General features: G+C 35.3%; 16 protein-coding genes, 1 tRNA gene and 1 riboswitch. Of the genes, 11 read left to right on the plus strand and 6 right to left on the minus strand.

The genetic code is table 11. The features are described 5' to 3' along the window. Window positions 1-27 precede the first annotated feature (27 nt). Window positions 28-1,299, minus strand: coding sequence for a hypothetical protein (locus G564_RS0100135; RefSeq protein ID WP_037373225.1), 1,272 nt, complete (start codon window positions 1,297-1,299; stop codon window positions 28-30). A gap of 322 nt (window positions 1,300-1,621) precedes the next feature. Here G564_RS0100135 and G564_RS0100140 point away from each other — a divergent pair, with 322 nt between their 5' ends. Then, window positions 1,622-2,263 (plus strand): recombinase family protein, encoded by a 642-nt coding sequence (locus G564_RS0100140; protein ID WP_037373227.1) that lies wholly within the window; start codon window positions 1,622-1,624, stop codon window positions 2,261-2,263. 36 nt (window positions 2,264-2,299) lie between these two features. Here G564_RS0100140 and G564_RS18145 read toward each other — a convergent pair whose 3' ends face one another. Further along, entirely contained in the window at window positions 2,300-4,381 is a 2,082-nt protein-coding gene (locus tag G564_RS18145) for an AAA family ATPase (RefSeq protein ID WP_084625551.1), read from the minus strand. Between the two features lie 923 nt (window positions 4,382-5,304). On the opposite strand from G564_RS18145, the gene G564_RS0100150 reads away from it, so the two are divergent. From G564_RS0100150 to G564_RS0100175, 6 genes are all read left to right on the plus strand, one after another. Beyond that, window positions 5,305-7,752 (plus strand): Hsp70 family protein, encoded by a 2,448-nt coding sequence (locus G564_RS0100150; RefSeq protein ID WP_029035869.1) that lies wholly within the window; start codon window positions 5,305-5,307, stop codon window positions 7,750-7,752. Between the two features lie 5 nt (window positions 7,753-7,757). Further along, window positions 7,758-8,894, plus strand: a complete 1,137-nt coding sequence (locus G564_RS0100155) for a 3'-5' exonuclease (RefSeq protein ID WP_029035870.1) — start codon at window positions 7,758-7,760, stop codon at window positions 8,892-8,894. 10 nt (window positions 8,895-8,904) lie between these two features. Continuing rightward, window positions 8,905-10,365 carry a hypothetical protein gene (locus G564_RS0100160; RefSeq protein WP_029035871.1) on the plus strand — a complete coding sequence of 487 codons (1,461 nt, stop codon included), beginning with the start codon at window positions 8,905-8,907 and terminating at the stop codon, window positions 10,363-10,365. 93 nt (window positions 10,366-10,458) lie between these two features. Continuing rightward, on the plus strand, window positions 10,459-10,833 hold the full coding sequence (locus tag G564_RS0100165; RefSeq protein WP_029035872.1) for a hypothetical protein: 375 nt from the start codon (window positions 10,459-10,461) through the stop codon (window positions 10,831-10,833). A gap of 560 nt (window positions 10,834-11,393) precedes the next feature. Continuing rightward, window positions 11,394-11,873, plus strand: a complete 480-nt coding sequence (locus tag G564_RS0100170) for a hypothetical protein (protein WP_029035873.1) — start codon at window positions 11,394-11,396, stop codon at window positions 11,871-11,873. Window positions 11,874-11,978: 105 nt separating this feature from the next. Further along, on the plus strand, window positions 11,979-12,203 hold the full coding sequence (locus G564_RS0100175) for a hypothetical protein (protein ID WP_029035874.1): 225 nt from the start codon (window positions 11,979-11,981) through the stop codon (window positions 12,201-12,203). Between the two features lie 222 nt (window positions 12,204-12,425). Here G564_RS0100175 and G564_RS0100180 read toward each other — a convergent pair whose 3' ends face one another. Then, window positions 12,426-13,622, minus strand: a complete 1,197-nt coding sequence (locus G564_RS0100180; RefSeq protein ID WP_029035875.1) for a leucine-rich repeat domain-containing protein — start codon at window positions 13,620-13,622, stop codon at window positions 12,426-12,428. Window positions 13,623-13,966: 344 nt separating this feature from the next. Here G564_RS0100180 and G564_RS0100185 point away from each other — a divergent pair, with 344 nt between their 5' ends. Then, on the plus strand, window positions 13,967-15,031 hold the full coding sequence (locus tag G564_RS0100185) for a hypothetical protein (protein ID WP_029035876.1): 1,065 nt from the start codon (window positions 13,967-13,969) through the stop codon (window positions 15,029-15,031). Window positions 15,032-15,065: 34 nt separating this feature from the next. Next, window positions 15,066-16,256 (plus strand): leucine-rich repeat domain-containing protein, encoded by a 1,191-nt coding sequence (locus G564_RS19670; RefSeq protein ID WP_029035877.1) that lies wholly within the window; start codon window positions 15,066-15,068, stop codon window positions 16,254-16,256. 205 nt (window positions 16,257-16,461) lie between these two features. Here the strand turns inward: G564_RS19670 and G564_RS0100195 are convergent, their stop codons facing one another. The 3 genes from G564_RS0100195 to G564_RS0100205 all read right to left on the minus strand — a co-directional run bounded on the left by G564_RS0100195 (window position 16,462) and on the right by G564_RS0100205 (window position 19,051). Next, window positions 16,462-17,460, minus strand: coding sequence for a hypothetical protein (locus G564_RS0100195; RefSeq protein ID WP_029035878.1), 999 nt, complete (start codon window positions 17,458-17,460; stop codon window positions 16,462-16,464). A gap of 45 nt (window positions 17,461-17,505) precedes the next feature. Continuing rightward, the gene (locus tag G564_RS0100200; protein WP_029035879.1) at window positions 17,506-18,726 is read right to left on the minus strand and encodes a site-specific integrase; all 1,221 of its coding nucleotides are present in this window, start codon (window positions 18,724-18,726) and stop codon (window positions 17,506-17,508) included. A gap of 240 nt (window positions 18,727-18,966) precedes the next feature. After that, window positions 18,967-19,051, minus strand: a tRNA-Ser gene (locus G564_RS0100205). A gap of 313 nt (window positions 19,052-19,364) precedes the next feature. Next, window positions 19,365-19,468, plus strand: a riboswitch (SAM riboswitch). Window positions 19,469-19,517: 49 nt separating this feature from the next. Between G564_RS0100205 and G564_RS0100210 the strand changes: the two genes are divergently transcribed. Then, window positions 19,518-20,534: a homocysteine S-methyltransferase family protein gene (locus G564_RS0100210; protein ID WP_051205194.1), complete on the plus strand. Its 1,017-nt coding sequence runs from the start codon at window positions 19,518-19,520 to the stop codon at window positions 20,532-20,534. A 4-nt stretch (window positions 20,535-20,538) separates the two neighbouring features. Further along, window positions 20,539-23,754, plus strand: coding sequence for a vitamin B12 dependent-methionine synthase activation domain-containing protein (locus G564_RS19675; protein WP_029035881.1), 3,216 nt, complete (start codon window positions 20,539-20,541; stop codon window positions 23,752-23,754). Window positions 23,755-23,774 lie beyond the last annotated feature (20 nt).

A 23,774-nucleotide genomic window follows, 5' to 3' on the forward strand; every position in this document is an offset into this window, starting at 1 on the left:
GAATTCATACTTGTAATAAAAAAGAATCTAATCTATTCCATAACGTAAATAGAATGCAAAGAATGGGTCTGTAATATGAAGAATTCTTTCATCTTTTTCCCAATCTATGACAGGTGTTGATGATTCATCAGAAGCTGCAATTTGTGACATCTTGTCCAGCACCCTAGTCACCTCATGTGCTTGTGGTTGTGAACCAGAACTGACATCTTTAATTGCAGCTCGCAAAGTCTCATATTCAATTGTATCTAAATCGGGTCTTAATTGTGCAAGAGCGTGAAGCACTAGGCCATATATATCAGTGGTCGTACCATTACTTAACTTTCTCTCCATCCTATCGGCTCTTTGTCTTGGACCTTTACTTAATTTATCGAAGATTACCTTACCAGTGTTCTGAGCAACACTTCTAAAAAGTTTAAAAGAATCAATATAATTAATTTGTTTTTTTTCCTCTAGGGTTTCTTTTATTTCATGCATGTTGCAGATTTCACGGCAAAATTCTTGCATCAAATGAGGACTTCCTATTGCCTGTGACGCCAAGTCTTCGATTATTTCATCCGCTACGTTTATGTTTAATAGAGGAAATCCTGTCCTGGGAATTTCCAATAACTCATCTCTTTCCCATGGTGGGACCATTATAGTTTCAATTCTCCCAGTCATTTCTCGTTCTACCTTCACAGCATCTAAACGCCTATGAGGAATGGCTATGAAAATTACGGGTAAACCTTCAAAAATTAGTGATTTGACCGCTCTAACAAGCTGCGCTTGTTGGTCTCTTGGCAAGTAATGAAAGTCATCAATAATAAGCGGCTTTTTACTTTCTCGCAGTCCTTGTAAAGCTATTGTCTTAGGATTACCCTTTCGACTTTGGGTCTGAGATTTTTCTTTTTTCGCAGAATGAGAAACAGAGCCTTCTCCTTTTACCTTAAATAAAAGCAATTGTTTTTCTGCTCCTGCTTTTACTGCCCCTTGTGTGGTTCTATCCTTAGATACTGATTCTGATTCGTCCACATAATAGTCCAGCTGTTGCACAATTTCTAGCCAAAAATCGTTTTCAGTTGAAAATGAACCTCCGTCAAACCATATAGTATTCGACTTTGGAAATACTTTGTTTGTTAAAACAGTTTTTCCTGATTTTGTAGAGCCTGTCATCATAACAAGCTTGCATAAAAAATCGTTGGCTTCTTCTAAAGTTTCTTCAAGTTTTAATCTTTTTCGAGGATTATAAGTCAAAGTTGGCTGACCTCCTGGAATGAAAACTTGTCTTGCTCTAAACTTTTCCTTTTTATTAAATATTTTCATTTGGTTTTCCAAATTTGTAAATGTTAAGGTAATAGGTCTAAACTAATGAGCTACATCACTAGCATAGTATTATTCACGAATTTACATTTTTTTGATTTCTTTAACTAACTCTGAAGTAATTGTTCAGTAGACAGAAGGTGTAAGGAAACAGGTAGCAGCTAATCAATTAGAACTAATAGAAACCTGTTTTGATTTTAGACTGTGCTTATTTATCAAATCAATTAACTATCCAGCCACAGCAGGAAATACGTTAAATATGTTTTAATTTAATTCGGAGTCTAAAACTAAATTATTAATTTGTAGTTTAGATAAATCTAGACATATGTACTTCTTCTTCTATTCACGAATTTCAACAGTTGGACAGACAGCTCAACGACAGATAGAAAATTTCAAAAAATTACCAACCTATCGACCTGAATATCATTTTGCAGATAAAATACAAGGCAACGTACCTTTTATGGAACGTCCCGAAGCTAGTAAGCTTTTTGACCTTGTAACCTCAAAAGAATTTCTTAAGAGTGACGTTACTATTGTCATTGACAGCATAGACCGCTTGGGCCGAAATCTTATTGACATTTTACAAACCATTCAAAGATTTACAGAGAATAAAATTAATGTTCAATCACTTAAAGAAGGATTTCAGACTTTAATAGATGGAAGGGAGAACCCTATTGCGAATATCGTAATAAGTGTAATGGGCAGTATAGCTCAAATGGAGCGAAATAGGATTAAGGAGAGGACGCAGGAAGGTATTAAAATTGCTCAGGCAAATGGAAAATTTAAAGGGCGGAAACCTGGTTCTTTGCAGTCGGACACTAGATTATTAGAAAGACACCCCCTAATTGTACAGAAACTAAAAAAGGGTCTTACTTATCGAGACATTGCTGAAATATGTGGTAAAAGCACAGCCACTATAGCAAAGATTAAAAAAGTTATGGAAAAGAGGAATCTTTTGGCAGCTTAAGCTCAACTACTTTATCTCCTTTCAAGATTTTTTATTTCAGTCAATCCATTCAACGAAATCAGGGTTTTCTTCGTAAACCTCTCTCAATACTTTTCCAATATAACCATTTGGGTTTGACAATGTTATTACTAAAGTGTCTATTGCTCTTGTGAGTGGGATTAATGCCCATAAATACACAAAACGTCTTCTCTTTTCCTCAATAGATTCAAGTGCCAGTTCATTTGTTTCTTCTTCCTCAAATGTTTGCATTTTATAGTCTATGAATTTGTCGAAATCAAGATTTACGACAGTCCATCCCTCAAGACCTCTGCAGGATTCATATTGCAAAAGTCTATGTTCATTCAGGTCAACAACATATTCAGTTCGTAACACTCTGCTAGTGCCATCCCAAAAGTTTATTCCTCTCTCTTTATACTTGTCTGTGTCTATAAACCTTTTGTCCTCATAAGGTTGGTTATATTCATCCATTTTTTGATAACGCTCAACTAATGCAGGTGGAACTAAAAACATCATTTCATAAGCAGAATTACCGTTAATTTTAACAAGTTCAAATTGCCTTTGGTGTAATTCTAGAAAATAACCTTTCGTTGAAATTATCACTTTACCACCAATCAATTCTTGTTTAGATTCTAATTCCCAATTTATATTAAGTTTTTCCGCAAATTTATTTACGAAATTAACAAGATTAACTTTTTGTCTTAAGCCCTTCTTTTCGTGAGTTTTTTTAAAATCAAAATTTGGTTTCAATGCTCTTGTCCAATTACATTTATTCTGAGAACGAATTAACTGGTCAACCCCATCTGCAATAATTATTTTTTCTTTCCCAAAGATTTTGAAAATTATTTCTTTTTCTAATTCTCCCCAATCCTGTGCTTCATCAATTAACAAATAGTCCCAACCTACTTGCTGATGCCTGGTTTTCATCAATTCTGAAATCTCTTTTTCTCCTATTAAATTCAGATCTAAATACTCTTTTAAAGTTTCTAAATGACTTTTGTAATCACCTATGAAATTCCGAATAAATTTTTTGTTGTTTTTGCTTTCCTGAACACTATCTCCAATTTCAAAACCGATTACTATTTCGTAAAAGAACTTATGTAAAGTTGTAATATTTACAGTGTAATCGTCAATTCCGTCAGGGATTTCGGCAAGGGCTAAAGTTCTTTTAATATCACTAACTAAGGCATGATTGTACGTCAAAATTAAACTTCTCGCACCTTGTTGGGTTGCTAAATCACACGCAATGGATAATAGTTTTATGGTTTTCCCAGTTCCAGCTCTACCTGATATTATAATGAGTTTGTCTCCTATTGCCTTTGCATATTGTTGGTCATTAAGTATTTGACTTGTTATTTTTTCTATTTTTTTTCTTGTTAACTCTCCTGAACCGTCTTTTACTTTTTTGAATAAATCAAAAATTCTATCAACCTCGTTGATATCGAACTCTTGATTTCTTCTTAATGAATTAAATGCTGAATAACCCTTTAATTTACCTGAGTTTTTATCAGTTGGTGTCCAAGGAATTGATTGGACACAAGCTAGTTGCATTAAGAATGATACACTGAAGGTATTTGGTAAATAATTATGTTTATCGTGTATATTAGTATTGTCTCCTAAAAGATTTTTAATTGAATCCCAATTCACATTTCTTAACCAAATGAAGTTACAGACGTATGGTGAAAAATTAATACGGTCTTTGAAAAAATTTGTAAGTGAATATTTTTGATTTTCACTTTGAGTTGTTACATCCGAACGTTTATCGTTGTACTTTACAGATAAGGTTAGACCATCTAATCTAATATCGGTAGCTCTATGTCTTTTTGTTTCAAATACAAAGCAGAAATCATTAATAAATACTGTTCGAATTTCTTGGTCAGCTATTCCTTCTGAAGTTTTATGTTTTGCTTTTAATCTTTTGCTAAATCTTTCAAATTTGCCGATTGCAATTAGGTCAATATCTTTTGTTTCTTGACCAAATAAAGTCGCATTACAAATTATTAAAATTTCTCCATTAACTTGTCCGTCACGGAATTCTGATTCAAAGATTTCTTTTAAAGCAATAGCGTCTTTAAATTCGTTAGTTTCTTTATTTCCTTTGATTTTGATTTTTACGGACATAGTTTGTTCATTGTTCTAAAATGTTATACAAATTTTAAAGTTTTGAAATATCTTTGCCCATCCTTTTTTGGCTGGGAAGTTTTTGTTTATTTTCTATATAACTAAATTGTATTCTGGTTGAAGTTTTAATAGTCTAACCTATTAGTAGTTGCCTGGGTTTTTTCTCGCCAACATGCTAATAAATGCAAATTTTCTTCTTTCCGTTATGATATTCCTCACGAATCTAACTGTTTTCTGAATTTTAAAGCAATTTAAGTGTCAAATAATTGACTTATTGAATTGTCAATAGAAGAACGCTTTAATTGGAGAAAAAGAAAATAATAATGGTTACACAGTTATTCCGAAGAGAATTTTACGGAGTGAAAATCAATAAGAGTTTGATAATCTTATCACTATTTTCAAATACCTCAGCAGCTTCTGCCAAGATTTGTAGGTCGTTTGAAACTGAGCTACACCACACCTCATAAAATCTCGCTTCCCAACATCTAAACACCATTTCGATATTGTATTTTTTATCCTTTACAGGTTTTGGCTCTAATATTTTCCTTCTCTAAACGTAAGTAATCCCCAGTCTTAACCGAAAATTGAACGGTGATAAAATTTTCATTTAAATAATAAAATCTTGATTTAACTTCTTTTAAGAATTTTTGTTAAATTATTATCAATTTTTTCTATATTTAAACCCCTACAGATTGTTATTAAAAAACTGAACTAACCTAAAATGTCCCAAATCATAAACAGTCCTTCCGTTGGAAGGTCTAATTAACTCCCAGAGAAAAAACATCAATGTTTTGCCTATTGTGGAAAGGAATTCATAAAGAATCCTGAAAAATGATTTATTAGAATTTCATTATTCCTCAAATCGTGCATTTAATTGAACTGGCTAAATACCAATTTCCCTGCTCTCCGTAGAATTAAAAAATATGAGTACAATACTTACAATTAGAAATTTGCTTCCTGTTTTAACTGCTGGAAAACTATCAGAAAAAAATGCTACGATACAAAACACAACTTTTGTCGGAATAGATTTCGGTACTTCTACAACTGTTGTCAGTATCGCTGTTTTAGGTAAGGACAATGAACCACTTATAGTACGACCTATTGAATTGAATCAAAAATTGTCTGATGGTGCAATATTTTCATCTTATAAAGTTCCTTCAGTCATTGCTTGGTTCAATAACAACCTTCTAGTTGGCGAAGGTGCAGCTCAATTAAAATTTAAACTAAGACAAGGGAAAAATCTATGGCATTCTTTTAAAATGGAGCTCGGAGAAGATGTAGGTTGTAAATATCCAAATAGTGAACTTGGCAAAAATCACAATAAACTGACTATTCTTAATCCAACTGACGCTTCTAAAATATTTTTCAAATATCTCAAAGTTCAAATTGAACGATATATAAACACCAATACTTTATCTTCAAATATTCAGTATGCAGTCAGTATTCCAGCATCTTTCGAAGCTAACCAACGAAGAGATTTGGTTGATAGTTTAGAAAGTAATGGTTTTATGATAAATAAACAATCGCTTATTGATGAGCCAAATGCCGCATTTTTAAGTTATGTGTCCAAGTCGTCTTCAGAAGGTAAATATCTTAAAATACCACAAGACTATTATCCAAATGTACTAGTATTCGACTTTGGGGCTGGGACATGTGACATTTCAATACTAGAATTAGGGAAAGATAATAATGGAATATATTCAAAAAATATTGCAATATCAAGATTTGAAAAACTTGGAGGAAACGACATAGACAAACTAATTGCTGTAGACATATTATTACCTCAATTATTAGAAGGAACGGGGCTTAATCCTGAAGATTTTAGAACTAGAGAACTGAATGAATTAATTATACCGAAATTACTAGCAGCAGCAGAGCGACTGAAAATAAAATTAAGTGAAAATATTTCATTGCTAACTACAAGCAAAGCCTTATCTGAATTAGCTTTAACAAAAGACTTCATTTCCTTAGGAAATAGTATCGAGATTGAAACGAGAAAAGGAACGCTGAGAATTGATGAACCTAAATTGAGTTATAAAGAATTTGCTGGTATAAATTCCTTATTTACAAAAGAGGACAGTAACCTTCCAACCAAAAGGATAGAACGGGAATTTGAGTTTGTGAGTGTGTTTACACCTATTAAAACAGCTTTAAAAAAGGCCGACCTTAATAGAGAGGATATTGATTATGTCTTGTTCATTGGAGGTAGTTCGAAAAATCCATTTATTCAGAAAGCTGTAAGTAGTTATTTCCCTGAATCGGATATTTTATTGCCAGATGATTTGCAAGCTCATGTTTCTTCTGGCGCAGCAATCCATTCTTTAATCTATAATGGTTTCGGAAAAAATCTAATACAACCTATCACTAGTGAGCCCATAATGCTTATAACCAAAGATGGATATAGAGAAATTGTTGATTCAATCGTTGAAGCAGGTACAGTTATACCCTCCGATATTAAAATAGTTGAAAATCTTTCGCCTCAAAAAGAGGGCCAAGAGGTAATTGAACTTCCCATTTGTGTTGGTAGTAAAAATAAACTTCTGTACAATATTAAATTGTTCAATCCTGATTCAAATGGTTTTCCAAAATCAACATCCGTTAAGCTAGAAATAGAAATTAATGCGGACAAAATGCTTTTGATTAGAGCCTCTGCTGGGAATAAAAAATTAATGGTAGAACCTTTGAGTCCGTTTGCTAATAAGGAAATGACTACAGAGGAGAGAATTATATATAAAGCGGAAAGAGATTTTAATCTTGAATGTGAACGGAATGGCGGGGAACCTACTTTATTAGCTTTACAAGCTTTATACAAGGCGTATCAGAAAATTGGAATGGAGTACAAAGCTGCCGAAACTTTAGAGCAAATAGATGAAATGTTCCCAGGGAAAGGAAGTCTTAATAATATTGGATTGCATTACAGCAATGCAGGAAAGAAGGATAAAGCTATCATGTTTTATATGAGAGCTATGGAAAAATCACCATCTTCTACAACAGCCTTTAATATTGCCATGCAATACAAACATAATGATAGAAACAAATATAAAGAATATCTAAGTAAGGCTAGAGAGATTAATCCTTCGGACAATGCAGTGGCATATAATTTAGGTGAGGAATTTAAGCAGGAGGGAAAAATTAAAGAAGGTGAAAAATTACTTTGGGAAGCTTTTAATAGGTGGCAAGAAAAATTTGAATCGGCCAACAAATTGGCAAAATGGGAATATAGTTGGTTCTCTTCTTGTGCAAGAGCTCTAGGCAAAAAAGATTATGCTGAACATATTAATGAATGTGAGCCAAAAGAAGATTTAGAGAAAATGTATAACTCAAATAATTTAACCCAGTTTAAACAAGAAGAAGGACTTCAAAAAAACTAATAGATATGGCTTGGATGATAAAATATGACAAACTCGATGATGACCAAAAAGATTTTGTCGACAATGAAATTAATACACGGGGTAATATTTGGATTAAAGGTTTTGCAGGTAGTGGCAAATCTGTTATGTTAATTCATGCCTTAAGAAAAAAAATGAATAGTAATCCAGAAGCAAAAGTTTGTGTCGTTGTTTATACCCACTCATTAATTGATATGTTCAAAACAGGAATGGCAGAACTTGGAATGCCTTTAATACCAGTCATGACATATCATCAATTCAAAAAAAGACATGAGAACTATGATTATATTTTTTGTGATGAAGTTCAAGATTTACCAGCCGATGTTCTCGCCCAAATGAAGCGAAGAAGCCAGCATGTTTATGTTGCGGGAGATTCGAATCAATCTATTTACGAAGATACGGTTACAACTACTGAAATCGGTAATATTATTAATGCAAGACCTTTCGTTCTTACCAGAATTTATCGTCTTACACGGTCAATAATGAACGCTGTTTCCAATCTACTGCCGAATATGGATATTTTTGGTTCCCACAGAGATATGACCAAAAAGGATGTTAGTGTAAGGTTGGGTAAAGGATATGATGAAAATGAAGAAGTGGAATATGTTTGGGAGCAATCTTCAAAAGCAACTTCAGAAGGTTATTCGGCAGCCGTATTACTTCCAAAACATGATTACATAATTGATTTTGCAAATCGTCTATTAACACAGAACGGGAAATCTACTTGGGCTTTACAAGAAAACAATTATGGAAAACCAGATTACAATTCCTTGAACACTCATTTCCGCAAACAAGGTTTAAAAATAGAATATGTAGGCAATACGTACGGTTCATTTCAAAATGCTGAACGAAATAGAAATACAATTTTAATGACATACCACAGTGCTAAAGGGATGGATTTTGACAACGTTTTTCTTCCATTTCTTTCTGATGATACTAGTATTTCCAAAAGGGGAGAAGAAACATTATTTATGGTTGCAATTACTAGAAGTAAAATGAATCTTTTTATTACCTATTCAGGTTATCTGCACCATTTAGTTTCAAAATTCGAATCAACTTGTCAGAGAATTAACCTTAAATCATCAAATCAATATGAAAACACGGATGTTGATTTTGATTTTTAAATAATTAGAAATGGACAGTTTATATATTTTAACCAAACAAGAATTTACTTCGCTTTATCGCTTTGGTAAAATACCTTTGATTTCTAGTAAGATAATAGATATATTAAATCGAAGTACAGAAGAAATCAACTCAAAAATTTACGAAGAATTTTTATATTTACCTCATTTTGTGGGAGATGAAGAATATTTGATAATAAGTTTTGAGAATATTTTAGTTGACAACGTTTGGTTGGAAATAGAATATGTAACAGAAATCATTCCTTTAACTAAGGCAGCAAAAAATTCATTTCAATTGAAGTTTGATACTAAATTGGAATTTAAAGATGCTCGATTTGAAAACATTGTGCACAGTGTAGAAGAGCAAATCGATATTCAAGAAAGATATAAAGGTGCTAAGGCTTTTTGGAATTTATGTCAAGTTAAAAGTGAATATGCACCATTGATTCCAAATGAAATAATTGAATCTTCATACAATAAAAGAATTAAAGGTGTTAAATCAAATGAGTTCAAAGATGATTTTTTTGTTCATTTGTTAGTGTACGAACGTTATGAATTTTTTCCTACTTCAGACTTGGGTTTCTTTTATGATACTGGTGAAGTTTTTGCTCATTCAAAAGGTAAGCATTCGTTTAAAGGCAGTAGCTTTCATAAATTTCTAGAGAGCAACAAAGAGACGTTATCGGAAAAACCATTCATTCAAATTGCCCAAATTGTTTCTGAGTCCAATGAAGTAATAAAATTCACCGAGCAGTTAACATCTGATGGGTTGAAGCAATATATTTCTTCTGCAATATTTTTAAAATTTAAAAGTGATTTATCTGAGCGTGATACAATAAAAGATTCAGCTACGGGGATATTAATTGGAGAAATAAGGAAAGATGTACAATTCGTTAACGAGTTAAACTTGGCAATATATTTAACAGGCTCATTTTATGGATATAAAAAATTCTATGATGATTTATACGAATTGGTTGATTTAAAGATATTTAAGAAAAAAGTTCAACCATCTAAAAAAGTAAATAATATTGAGAAACCTCAAGTTGAGCTAAATCCAACACTTGAACCTTTATCTTCTTCAATTAATAAGCCCGACCCAACATCTATTGAAATAAAAAAGACTGAAAATTTAAAATTGATTGAAGAAAAAGAGAAAACTGAAGTCATCGAGAAAGTAGATAATAAGGAGTTACCTTTTAAAAATGAATATTCTGGAGTGCAAAAACAGATACTTGAAAGGCTCCTAGATATGCTTGATGAAGAAAAAAACATTTTTGAACTTAAAACAGATAGGTTGAATGAATTAAAAAAATTATTTACACCATTATTCCATGAAGAGAATTCTCTCAAAAAGAGTGATGTTGTTCAAACTATAAGACAAAGGTTTAATGATAGAGTAAAAATAGAAGCAAAAGGCAAGAAGTTCATTATAAGTAAAAAAGATAATGAATTGTTTGGCGACAATATAACCTGAAGAAGGAGCTCGTTTAAGACTTAAAGGGATTACCAAAAAAATATATGGCGGATATAGAAAAATTAAATAAAATTAATACCAAGTTTAATTCACATGCCTGAAGATACTAGTAGTAATTTTTGTAAGATTCCAAATACAGTAAAATCCATTGAAAATATAAAAATGGAATTTATAAAAGCTTGTTTTTTATATGAGCCAAAACCATTTATTCCATTTCTCTTATCCAAAAATGTTTTGACGGGAATGCCGAATAAAATAAGGTTTTACTGTTTTTTTAAGTCTATGTTGAAATGTGCTGAAGAGAATTCTCAGGGACAATTAACACATAAAATTGAAAACGAACTGAATAATTCTAATCAAAGAACTTATTTCCTTAATTTTTACGACCAATCACACAGATATTCACGACTGTCTTTTGAGGTTAAAGAAATGAAGGATAAAATTTATATCCATAGTTTACCATTTTAAATTTCTCAGGAGAAATTTACTTTCCTCCTGGGATGGTCCTTTGGCGGATTGATTCAAGCTTTTCAGTTAGCTTCTTGGGTTAATTGTTTAGACGCTGAAAAAGCTGTTTATACCTATAGAAATGCCTCCTTTATTATTGACTTCGATGACGAAGTAGGATGGGCCTCTGTTGTAGGGTAACTCTTATCATATCCAGTTTTTTGAGGTTGTAGCTTTTAATCACCACTTGATTGGCAAGCTGCATTTTCTAACCCTTTCCCAACCGCCTCAAATCATTCCACCTCCCGTTATCATTGAAGTTTCACCAGGCTATTCTGCAAAATTACTTCAATCAACCTCCCCAGCGTTACACCGTCACATACCTACCTTTTAGGTACAGAAAAGAACAATAAAGCGGCTATAAGGTCCCTGTGCAGGACAAAAGGAACAACAGTCCATCTAAGTTGTGAAGACTGTTGATAATTACTATTGGCTGTTAAGAAAGAATTAAGCTATTAAACTGGTGTATAATATTGAATTATAGTTATTTGTATGAGTAAACAAAGTAAAAACTGTGAGTCATGCCAATGTATAATGATAAAAATACTAACCTTTTCTTTAATTGGAGGCCCAACGATAATTCCAGCATTACAAATTTACGCTTCCGTTTGGAAGCGAGTAAATGGGTGAATGCTGTTAATTCAGCTCAAACCAGGTTACCAAAGGGAAACTTCGTGGGTGAACTGAACAACGTGGGTATGTTCTTGTCGTTGCCGTTAGTTTTGATATTTCTGATATTCCTTATACCAATTCAAATAATCAAGGGATTGTTTGGATTCAACATCAAGGTTTTTCCAGGGGACGAACCAACGGGTTGGATAGACAAAAATGCGCCAATTGTGCCTGATTCCGCAAGACTAAAGTATCTTAAAGAGCAGGCAGCCAAGAATAGGAAACCTACCTGTGAATATGATTCTATGAGCGAAGAGGAAAAGATGAAACTTGTCAATTTTGTAAAAGCTGAGACTGCCAAGTCGAAGACAAGTCCTCAGTCAAAATAAAAAAAATTTTGCTCCATGTCATTACCGACTGGTCCAGCTATTCGATTCAAACTTAATTTGTCGAGAAAAAAAGGTATAGAGTAATATTTATATCTAAAGATAAGAATGGAAAAGAAGTATTTTCTTTTGGGTAGTGCAGGAGCAAACCTTTTATGGGATTTAGACGACCTTAATTCGATTGCTGAAGCTATAAACGAGGATGAGGCAGAGCTTTTTGTCTATGGCCCTCAAATAACACCCATTCATGATGTACTTGAAGCTTATGGGAGATGGAGTGACTATTCTTACTTAACTTCTGAACAGTATCAGACCATAGTAAGCAGGCTCTAAATTCTTCCATTTGAGTAAAAGTCTTAAGAGCCGCTTACTACAGGTTAAAGAAATCACTCAACTTCGGTATTCTTTATTTTTCCCGCTACTGCAGAAGAGGAACAAGTCATCCTGAAAAATTTATTCAAAATTAAAGGATTTATGTCGGTGTTGTCTTTATACAATCTTTCCCTACAGCGGGATTAGGCTGCAATAGCGTTTTCTCAAAACTTGTTTTTCGTTCTAATTCTTGGTATCCCAAGGGTCGAGAAAATCATTTAAGGAAAGGGAAAATTTATTGGCAGCTATAAATTCAGCTACCTCTTCTCTTTGAAGTAGATTATTACCAGCACTTATCTTCTGAATAGAGGGCAGTGGAATTAAATTTTTAAGTTTATTCCTTGAACAATTTAATTCTTTTAAATTCGGTAATTTATATAAGGGCCAGAGACTGCTAACATTATTATTTGCAAAATTTAATTTTCTTAATTTTGAGCATCGTTCAATACCGTGGAGACTCTGGATTGAATTATTAGAAATATTGAGTACTGCCAAATCAGTTAAAGAACCTGAAAATTCTATGGATTTAAGATTGTTTCCTTCCAAATTAAGTTCAGTGAGATTAATTAAATTTCCAATCTGTTCTACATTCACAACTTCCATGTCTCGCAAGTCGACTACTTTTAACTTTTTTAGGTAACTCAAAGGTGTTATGTCCAAACCTTTGTGACGCCAGTGAGAACTACCACCTAATTCACTTATAAACCCTTTTCTGATGTCAAATTCTTCCATATCGAAAATTTTACTCAGAACCTCTTTAGTGGGAATATTGAGATAAAAACCTTTGTTACATGTCTTTTTAAAGATATTTCGCCAAAGAGGAGATAGAGAAGTCCACCAAATAATTCTATCACTTTCATTATTGACAGGGCTAAGATGAGCTGGTTTTTGATGTTCCACTTTTTGTGGTGTCACCTGCCAACCTTTGTCATTAACATCCTCACCAACATATCCTAACTGTTCATCATAAACAGGATGAATAACCTTGTAAGTTTCTGCTTTACTAATTTCCCCCTGAATTATTGCCTGAAAATGTTCATATATTAATTTTCCATTTCTACCCTTTATTCCTGATATTCCTTTATTGAAATATTCACGATTATTCTCCCTTTTTACTTCTAATCCACACCAAAGTTCAAATTCGGTTTGGCTAAATGCGGTTCTAAATTTGACAATTAGTCTTAAATCATTCGTGATAATAGAGGGCTCAATATAATCTGGGAATCTATCATGATTCCTGTATAAGAGGAGTTGGTCATATTGCTCTTCAATGTAGGAGACAGCACTGTCATAGTCATTTAAATTTGCTAGTTCAATATCTGGATACTTTTCAGTGCCACTCCATTTTGATTTCTCTATATAGCTTACATAAAAAAACATACAATTTTTCACCGAATTATTATTAATTAAATGTGTTAACCTCATGCGTGAGCAACAATTATCGAAGAGTATCTACAACTAATTTTTTAGAACTTTATATTCCAAACAAACTCTAAGATTAAAGTTTTATATATTGCAATTTAACTTAATTTTGGGATTGTACCACTTCTGGTTAATTGAATGATTAATGTTTTTGAAATCTTGCTGTTATAGATTTAGACGAATGACAATACCAAGAAAGTTCCAGCACCTTAACTTGGACTCAACATTGGATTAAGTAGCGGCAGCTCCAAATCTGTAATAAACTTGTCCATTTAAAACCTTAAATAAAAACCACACCAAGTATGAGCAATAAACGGAGAAGGTTCCTCCAAAAGGAAGTAAACAGCATAAAAAAACCTTTTCCTAAAGCCGACCTAATTGCTAATTATGAAGATTTCTTGGAACATCGTGACTCACTCCCTTACTACCAATTCAATTCGGAAGTTTTTGATTCGCTCTTAACTCTCATTTTAAGAAAGTGGAAAAGCAAACATCGCATCAGTCGCTTTTCCTTAATAACTGGTTTAAAAAGGTATGGCATCAAAGACAGTGATAATGGACAAGATAAATTCTTTAATCATACTATTGCAAAACTAAATTTTCCCCTTCGCAGAAAACTCTTTAATCTTTACAGATTAACTTGGGAACATCCTGAATTTTTAACTCAAAATCAGCAGGAGGAATCATTCAAATTACTAAATCTTCTTTTAGTCAACATTCCCTTTGGATTAAAGGAAGAACGTTGGCTCTGCAAGAATTATAACAAGTCGGAATTAATTTTGAATAGACTTTTACGATACCCTATAAGGTCTTCTGTCATTTCCACATGGGCCATAGAAAATTTCGATAACGATAATTTACGTTCCCGAAGAGCTGAATTGATAAGTTTTATTCTTGATGACAATCCGAATTATGAGGTTGAAAAGGAGGTTATTTTAGAGGATTACACATATCAAAATAATCTTGACAAACAGATAATTAATGAGTTCGACCAGGAATTAAAAATTTATAATCTCTTCCAAGAATCGAGTGGAGATATTTTTCCAGAAAACGTAGACCACACAGTAAAGTATCCAGAGCTAAATTTGAGAAAAAGGTTTTATCAGATTCCTAAGAGATTTTGCGAGAACTTATATCAGGAACTACCAGATTTTAAAAAATTAGATATAGCTTTTAATGAAAATCTTGGCCTATTCCAAAAAATTACAATGATGTGGGCGATTGGTTATTGTCGTTTGTCTACACAAAAAAAATCTGAACTTCTTATAAAATACTATTCAAGTGAAGCAGAATCTACTTTTATTAAAGTCTGCAAGAAATTTAAACTTGTTCGACCTCTGGAGTGGTTGATAATCCAAAAAAAATAAATATCAGCTGAATTTTCATTTTAAATTTTTTTTCATGAAAACCCTTTTTTACTACATCAGTTACATTGAAAAATCCCATTGGACTGGTGAAGGGATTTATCCCGATGTCGAGATGAAGAGAGTTAACTCTTTTGAGGAAGCTAAGGAAGTTATAGCAGAAAGAAATGTTGATTTACTTCGAAATAATATTGATGAACAGTCAATAGAAGTACAACCCGCAATTATAACAAATGATATGCGGCTATTATTAGTATATAGAGCAGCTTATAATGAAATAGAATTTAAGACCTGGTGTGGCTTTGTCGTAGACGAACAAGAAAGGATTAATAGTAGTAGATATCCGACCTCTGGGTTACCTAAAGCCGATGGTGAGGAAGTTTTTGGACATTTTACTGACATAGTGTCCAAAAATTGTTCTGAGGTGAAAAGGCAGAAGTTATACTTTGAAGTATATGATGATTACACTGGCGATTATTTGGGAAAAGATATTAAAGATAAAGGATGGAAGGTTTATCCTACTATAGATGAAGACAAGGTATTAATTAGTGAAATTGAATTGAGAAACAAATGGTGGTCTAATTTAGATTTATCTTGGAAAACTTTATTCAAAAAAATAATAGGAGAGGGATTTTACAGTGGAATACCAACTGAAAATTCATTAAATGAAATCTTTGAACTGGAAAAACTGAACATTCGAGATGCTTTTATGGAACCCGATTCTTACCTATTCATTAAAAATTATATTCCTTTAGATTTGACTCCTCTTAAAGCTCTTACTAACCTAAAAGTGCTCAAAGTAGATAGCTTTAAAGTTAGAAATGCTAACTCTCTAAGTAGCTTGGTAAACCTTGAGGAACTAAATATCAGCTCTAATGAGCTTTCTTCCATTTCTTTTTTAAAAAATTTAAAGAACCTAAAGAAACTTGATATTAGTAACAATAAGTTAGAATCCTTGCATGGATTAGAATCACTTACAGAGTTGAAATTTCTAAACTGTTCAAGTAATGAACTAAAAAACCTGTGGCCACTACACGAATTGAAAGAACTAAAGACTTTAATATGCCCCTATAACAAACTGACTTCACTCATACCTTTGCCTAATCTTGAATATTTTGAGGCAGGTAACAATGAACTACCGAAAGAAGAAATCGATAATTACTTAAAGACAACTAAATTGTTCAGTAAAATTAACAGGCACAACTTCAGAAATCAACATACGACCTAATTCTTTTATTATTGAAAACGCCTTCTTTCTATCTCGTATCGGTTGTAATAAGAACCTATTTTTAAAGTAAATAAAACTTTTTCGGGAAAAATTCGGGAAAGAAAAAAGCCATTTAGTTGATTACAGCTAAATGGCTCTAAACATAGTAGCGGGAACTGGAATTGTAGGCTATAAATCGAAGTAGGACTTACTTTTTTTCATTAACCTATTTTCTTCGTTTTAAATATTCCTTTTTTTCGTTCTCCAGTAACTCTTTTCTTTCTTGAAGTCTTTTAATTAAGTGTTGTACAAAATTAAGTTCTTCATCAGAAATTTTATTGGCTGCCTCTCCTCTGTACAATCCACCAAATTCCTTACTCAATTTTGTCAAAGGTTTCAATTCTTTTCTAACATTAATATAATAAAAGGGTCCAGAGCTAAGAAATTTATTCATTTCAGTCTCGGAAATTTTTCTTTTATTGATGTCTCCATGTATTAAACCTAATTGATGAAAGGTATGGAAAAACATTGCTACCTCTTTCTTTAGCATATTGAAATGAAGCTGTTGTGGATATTTCGAGAAATCGTTATCCTCTTCTTTGTCCCAGTAATTAATACCCATTTTTTCGAGAGTATTGAAATAGGATTGAATGTAATCAATGACTTCTTGAATCAAATTGAGCTGATAAGATACAATTATCATTAAATGAGCTTTTCCATAAAGTTCATCTACAACTAATCCTTTTTCTTCAAGTAATTTATCGATTTCATCCCACTCTTTTTCCCCTAATTCCTCATGTCCAACATCTTCTTTTAAATATGTTAAAAGAAATTGGAATATAAATTCGGCTCTTCCTTCATTATCCCAAGGAGTTACCTCAGCTAAATCCCTAGGATTATATACGGGTGGCTTCTCTGGAAAATTTAAATCTACACTAGAGCAAAAATCCTTTATTTTTTCATAATTGATTTCCTTTAAAAAAGAAAGATTTTTATTTAAATCGTCTTGTAGATTCTTGAGAAAGATTACTTCCCTTTCTGAATCTCGATTAATGTTGTTATCAATAAGTTTTTTAAATTTTTTCTTAAACTGGGCAAAGTGGAAGTGATTCACTTCTGTTACCCAATAGCCATTAATCTTAAAATTATTTATGGCTAGATTACAGTGAATATCAACACCTAGTAATGCATTTACCTGATTATTCAAAATTATGAGCTTTTCCATTGCCTTTTTTCATTTAAATTATCTAAAATAATAACTTATTGAAGACTACTTCAATTTGTTGCTTAACTTTTCCATATCCTTTTTGACATTACGGTCCAATACCTTAGCATAGTGTCGGGTGGTATTGATAGAAGTATGACCCATCATGGCACTTACATTTTCAATACTTAAGCCGTTACCTAATGTTACTGTAGTAGCAAAGGTATGACGGGCAACATAATGAGTTAAATTTTTCTTTATACCGCATAAGTATGCTATTTCCTTTAGGTACTCGTTTATTTTTTGATTACTTATTGTGGGGATTAAACGTTTTCCCGCAACTCCTTCATACCTCTTAATAATTTTTTTAACTGGAGGCAGAACAGGGACGTTGGATTTTATAGTTGTTTTCTGTCTATTGGTTTTTAGCCACAGAGTTCCTTCGCTATCCTTGATTAAATTATCCGTGGTAAGATTTTCCACATCAACGGGTGCATATGATGTGTAGCAACTAAACAGAAATATGTCCTTAACACGGTTCAACCTCTCCGTACTAAAGGTCTTATTTTCTATAGCTTTTAATTCGTCTGAAGTAAGGAATTCAGCATCTTTGACTACAATTTTACCCTCATAAAACCTGAAGGGGTTTTCTTCAATCATACCTCGTTTTTGGGCATAATTAAAAATTGTATTGAGATTCTGAAAATACTTTACCACGGCATTATTGGAGATTCCTATTTTGCCCTTAAACCCCGATTCATAGCGTAAGAAGGCATCAAAATCGTATATCAATTGATTGTCAATCTTCTTCACGAAGTATTGTGTTTTGTTGAAACGCTTAGCTATGTAGTTTTCAAAGAGGGTCTTTACTCGTTTATATTTTTGCAGGCTTGCCTCAGTTCTCTCCCTCCGTTGCACCTTCCTTTCAAACTCTCTGTTGTGTAAATCAATCACCTCATTACAAAGTACTTCATTTATATCCTTAACCTTTCCCGTCACCTTGTTTTTTATATCTAATGCAGTGATAAATTCAAGTTTGTTGCATAACTTTAGGTATGCAGAATTTACATCCTCATCAATTCTCTCTAATCCTGCTTTGACAGCCATTTCCTTTTTAACCTTCAATGGGTTCCGTAAATGATTGGTAGCTTGCCATCTTTTCCTTGTTATCCATTTTCCACTACTCATTGTAGTGGTTGTGCTTTTAAATCTTATTTTGCAGTAGATAGGATGTTCGCCATCATTGTTCTCTTTGTCTGTTTTTATATAAAAAATTGTTCTGACCATAGTTTTAAAATTTAATTTAGAGCAAAACTATCAGTAAAACAGAGGTATAGCTAAGGATTCCCAAGGATTCCCTTTCAGAGAGTTACCCTTTCCCTCAAGAAAAGATTAGGGTAACCCATAGGGTAACTCAACTTTGATTCATAATGGTTATTTTGAAATAGGGATATAAAGAAAAAACCCTCTAAACATTGAAGTTTAAAGGGTTTTGAATCTGAATGTTTCTTTTGAAACACATTTCAGCGGAGAAAGAGGGATTCGAACCCCCGGAGGTGTTACCCTCAACAGTTTTCAAGACTGCCGCAATCGACCACTCTGCCATTTCTCCGGTCGTTTTAGAAGCATTTGACCTCCCGATAAATATCGGACTGCCATTTCTCCTTAGCGGTTGCAAATATAAAAAGCTTTTTTAAATATTGAACAAGAAATTTTACTTTTTGGAAGAAGAAGTTTTCCGTCTTCTAATAATCCATTCACTGGCAGAGCTTTAGTTTTGTAGTTAATAAAAGTCTAGATTCTTAATTCTAGAAGCCTGCCTGCTGACCAGGCAGGCGAAGCGGTCTATTCTCTTTTTACTAACTACCATTTGGATTTCTAATGATATATTAGATATCTTTGCTTCAGTTCATTTTTTAATAAACGAGTTATCAAGAAAGGTTGAGGGATTAGACCCTGTGAAGCCTTAGCAACCCTCCTTTGGAGAAGGTGCTACGTTCTACCCCGAGTACTCGGGGATAGATAACTAAGAGAATTCTTTCCCGTCTTCTTTTTTGATAGCCTTAATGCGCAAACAAATGTCAGAAATAGAAGAGTTGATCTCACAAAAAATATTGATCCTCGATGGTGCCATGGGTACCATGCTGCAGGAATATAAATTCACCGAAGAAGATTTCCGCGGAAAGCGTTTCGCCGATTGGCCTGTTTCTCTAAAAGGAAACAATGACCTCCTGTCTATAACTCAGCCGAAAGCCATTGCGGAGATCCACCGGAAGTATTTTGATGCGGGAGCAGATATAGTCGAAACTAATACTTTTTCCGGTACCAGCATTGCCATGGCCGATTATCTAATGCAGGAGCTCGTTTATGAGCTCAATTATGAATCTGCAAGGATCGCCAAAGAAGTGGCGCTAAAGGTGACTCATGATAACCCTGATAAACCTCGCTTCGTTGCCGGCGCCATTGGTCCCACGAACAAAACCGCCAGCATGTCCCCCGATGTCAATGACCCGGGATTCAGAGCGATATCTTTTTCTGAACTGTCTGCTGCATATAAGGAACAGGCAAGAGCGCTGATCGATGGCGGAGTGGATGTGCTGTTGGTGGAGACGGTGTTCGATACACTTAACGCCAAAGCCGCTCTTTTTGCCATTGAAGAGCTGAAGGAAGAGCTTTCCATTGATATTCCTGTGATGATCAGTGGCACTATTACCGATGCTTCCGGAAGAACTCTCAGCGGACAAACAGCCGAAGCTTTCCTGATCTCCATTTCTCACATTCCGCTGCTCAGCGTTGGCTTCAACTGTGCACTAGGTGCCAAACAACTCACGCCACACCTGGAAGTGCTGGCCCGAAAATCAGATTTTGGAGTCTCGGCATATCCCAATGCCGGACTTCCGAATGCCTTTGGAGAGTATGACCAGAGTCCGAAGGAGATGGCAGAACAGATAAGAGAATATCTTTCCCGCGGATTGGTCAATATTCTCGGCGGTTGCTGCGGAACAACTCCCAAACATATCAAGGCAATTGCTGACATAGCAAAAGATTACAAGCCACGTCCATTAAAGGAATTCAGCCAACCTGAAACAGAATAGAAAAATGATCGAAGAAAAAAGTACATCGAAAAGCACATTTTTGAAAGGTAAGCAGGAGAGGTTTTTAAAATTATCAGGACTGGAACCATTGGTTGTTACTCCCGAGTCCAATTTCATTAATGTAGGAGAGCGCACAAATGTAGCGGGTTCAAAGAAGTTCCTGCGGTTGATCAATGAGGAGAAATATGATGAGGCACTTTCCGTAGCCCGTGATCAGGTGGAAGGGGGTGCCCAGATCCTGGATGTCAATATGGACGACGGACTCATTGACGGGAAAGAAGCGATGGTGAAGTTTCTGAATCTCATCGTAGCCGAACCCGATATTGCCCGGATTCCTATTATGATCGACAGCTCCAAATGGGAGATCATAGAAGCAGGACTTCAGGTGGTGCAGGGTAAGTGTGTGGTAAACTCCATAAGTTTAAAAGAGGGGGAAGAGGAATTTCTAGACCATGCAAAAAAGATCAGGCGCTATGGGGCAGCCGTGGTTGTCATGGCCTTTGATGAAACAGGGCAGGCCGATGATTATAAACGGCGGATAGAGATCGCAAAACGTTCCTACGATCTTCTTACTCAAAAAGCCAATTTTCCGCCCGAAGATATTATTCTCGACCTGAATATTTTTCCCGTAGGTACCGGCATGGAAGAACATCGCCGAAATGCAATAGATTACATTGAAGCTACACGCTGGGTAAAGGAAAATCTGCCATACGTAAGCCTTAGCGGCGGAGTCAGCAACGTTTCCTTTTCTTTCCGCGGAAATGATCCTGTTCGGGAAGCCATGCATTCTGTGTTTCTGTATTACGCTATAAAAGCCGGAATGAATATGGGTATTGTGAATCCGGCGTTGCTGGACGTTTACGATAATATTCAGAAGGATCTGCTGGAGCATGTGGAAGACGTGATCCTGGACCGCAGGGACGACGCGACCGAGCGACTACTGACTTTTGCTGAAACGGTGGTAGGTACAGCAAAAGAAAGTAAAACAGATCTTTCCTGGAGGGAAAAGCCACTACAGGACCGAATTACACATGCGCTGGTAAAGGGGATTGACGAATATATCGTGGAAGACGTGGAAGCCGCAAGGGAAAATTCTTCCCGAACTTTAGATGTAATTGAAGGTCCACTTATGACCGGAATGAACGTTGTGGGTGACCTTTTTGGCAGCGGAAAAATGTTCCTGCCCCAGGTAGTGAAATCGGCCAGGGTAATGAAAAGAGCTGTGGCCCACCTGCTACCTTATATAGAGGAGGAGAAGAGGACCCTCTCCCCCTCTGGGGGCCGGGGGGCTGGGGTCCTCAAAGGAGAAGAGTATTGGAGAACTGCAGATCCTGAGATGTATTGGGCTATGAAGAAATTTGCCAGGGAGATGAGGTATGAAAAAGCAACTCAGACGGAACAGGTCCTTTGGGAGGCATTAAGCGATAAGAAGCTGGAGGGATTTAAATTCAGAAGGCAGCACATCATCGGGCCATACATTGCAGATTTCCTTTGCCTTAGACACAGGTTGATCATTGAGCTCGACGGACTAATCCACCAACGACCCGAAAACAAAAAGAGCGACGAAGAGCGAAGCCAATGGCTGAATGCTCAAGGTTTTAAGGTAACAAGATTTCGCAATGACGAGGTTGAAAAGAATCTGGACGAGGTCCTAAATAAAATTTTAACAATACTTAAATCCAGAACCGGGGAGGAAGCTTTACCTCCCCCTTCGGGGGCCGGGGGGGCAAAAGCTTCCTCCACGGGCCGGGGGGCAGAGGGTCACGGAGGCGCTGGAAAAATCCTCCTCGCCACCGTCAAAGGTGACGTCCACGACATCGGAAAAAATATTGTGAGCGTGGTGCTGGCCTGTAACAATTACGAGATCATTGACCTGGGGGTCATGGTTCCGCCCGAGAAGATCATTCAAACCGCAAAAGCTGAAAATGTTGATGCCATAGGCCTTAGCGGACTTATCACACCTTCCCTTGATGAAATGGCCTTCCTCGCCCAGGAAATGGAGCGGCAGGGTTTTACTGTCCCTCTATTGATTGGTGGGGCTACTACTTCAAAAGCCCATACTGCAGTAAAGATCGATACGCAGTACAGCAATGCGGTGGTACATATAAACGACGCTTCCCGTGCCGTCACCGTGGTTGGAGACCTGCTCAAAGAAAAAACCCGGGGTGACTATAAAGCTCAGCTTAAATCTGAATACGAAACCTTCAGGAAGAACTTTAAGAAGAGAGGCAAGGTCAAGGAATATCTGAGCATTTCTGAAGCAAGAGAGAACAAGTATCAGATCAATTGGGAAAAGACTGAAATTATAAAACCTAATAAACCCGGAGTACAGGTGATCGAAGAGCTGGAGCTGGAAAAGCTGATTCCTTTTATTGACTGGACGCCATTTTTCAGAAGCTGGGAATTGCATGGAAAGTATCCCGCTATTCTTACAGATGAGGTAGTGGGAGAGCAGGCCACCTCGCTCTTCCATGACGCTAAAGAGCTGCTGAAAAAGATCCTGGATGAGAAGCTGCTTACAGCCAAAGCCGTATATGGGTTATTTCCTGCGAATACTGTAAATGATGACGATATTGAAGTTACTGCTGAAGAATTAGGTGCCAAAAATGTCATTTTCAGGACCCTTCGGCAGCAGCTGAGCAAGTATGAGGGAAAACCAAATTTTGCACTGGCCGATTTTATCGCACCAAATAAAACAGGAATTCAGGATTATATTGGATGCTTCTGTGTAACCGCCGGCTTTGGAACCGATGAACTGGCGAAAAAATTTGAAGAGGACCATGATCAGTATAACTCGATTTTAATAAAAGCACTATCCGACCGGCTTGCTGAAGCTTTTGCGGAATATCTGCACAAGAAGATCAGAACTTCAGATTGGGGGTATGCTCCCGATGAGGATTTGAGTAATGATGAATTGATCAAAGAAAACTATAAAGGTATTCGGCCCGCTCCGGGATATCCCGCCTGCCCCGATCATCTCGAGAAACTCACAATTTGGGATCTCCTAAAAGTAGAGGAGAGGATAGGAGTGAAGCTCACCGAAAGTCTCGCAATGTGGCCTGCAGCCAGTGTAAGCGGATATTATTTTGCGCATCCTGAAGCCCGCTACTTCGGCGTAGGAAAGATCACCAAAGACCAGGTGAAGGATTTTGCCGAAAGAAAGAATATCTCTTTAAAGGAAGCTCAAAAATGGCTAAATCCTTCAATTGCAGATGAATAAAAAATGAATTTTCTGAACAA

This window comes from Salinimicrobium xinjiangense DSM 19287 (assembly GCF_000423585.1).
Classification (GTDB): domain Bacteria; phylum Bacteroidota; class Bacteroidia; order Flavobacteriales; family Flavobacteriaceae; genus Salinimicrobium; species Salinimicrobium xinjiangense.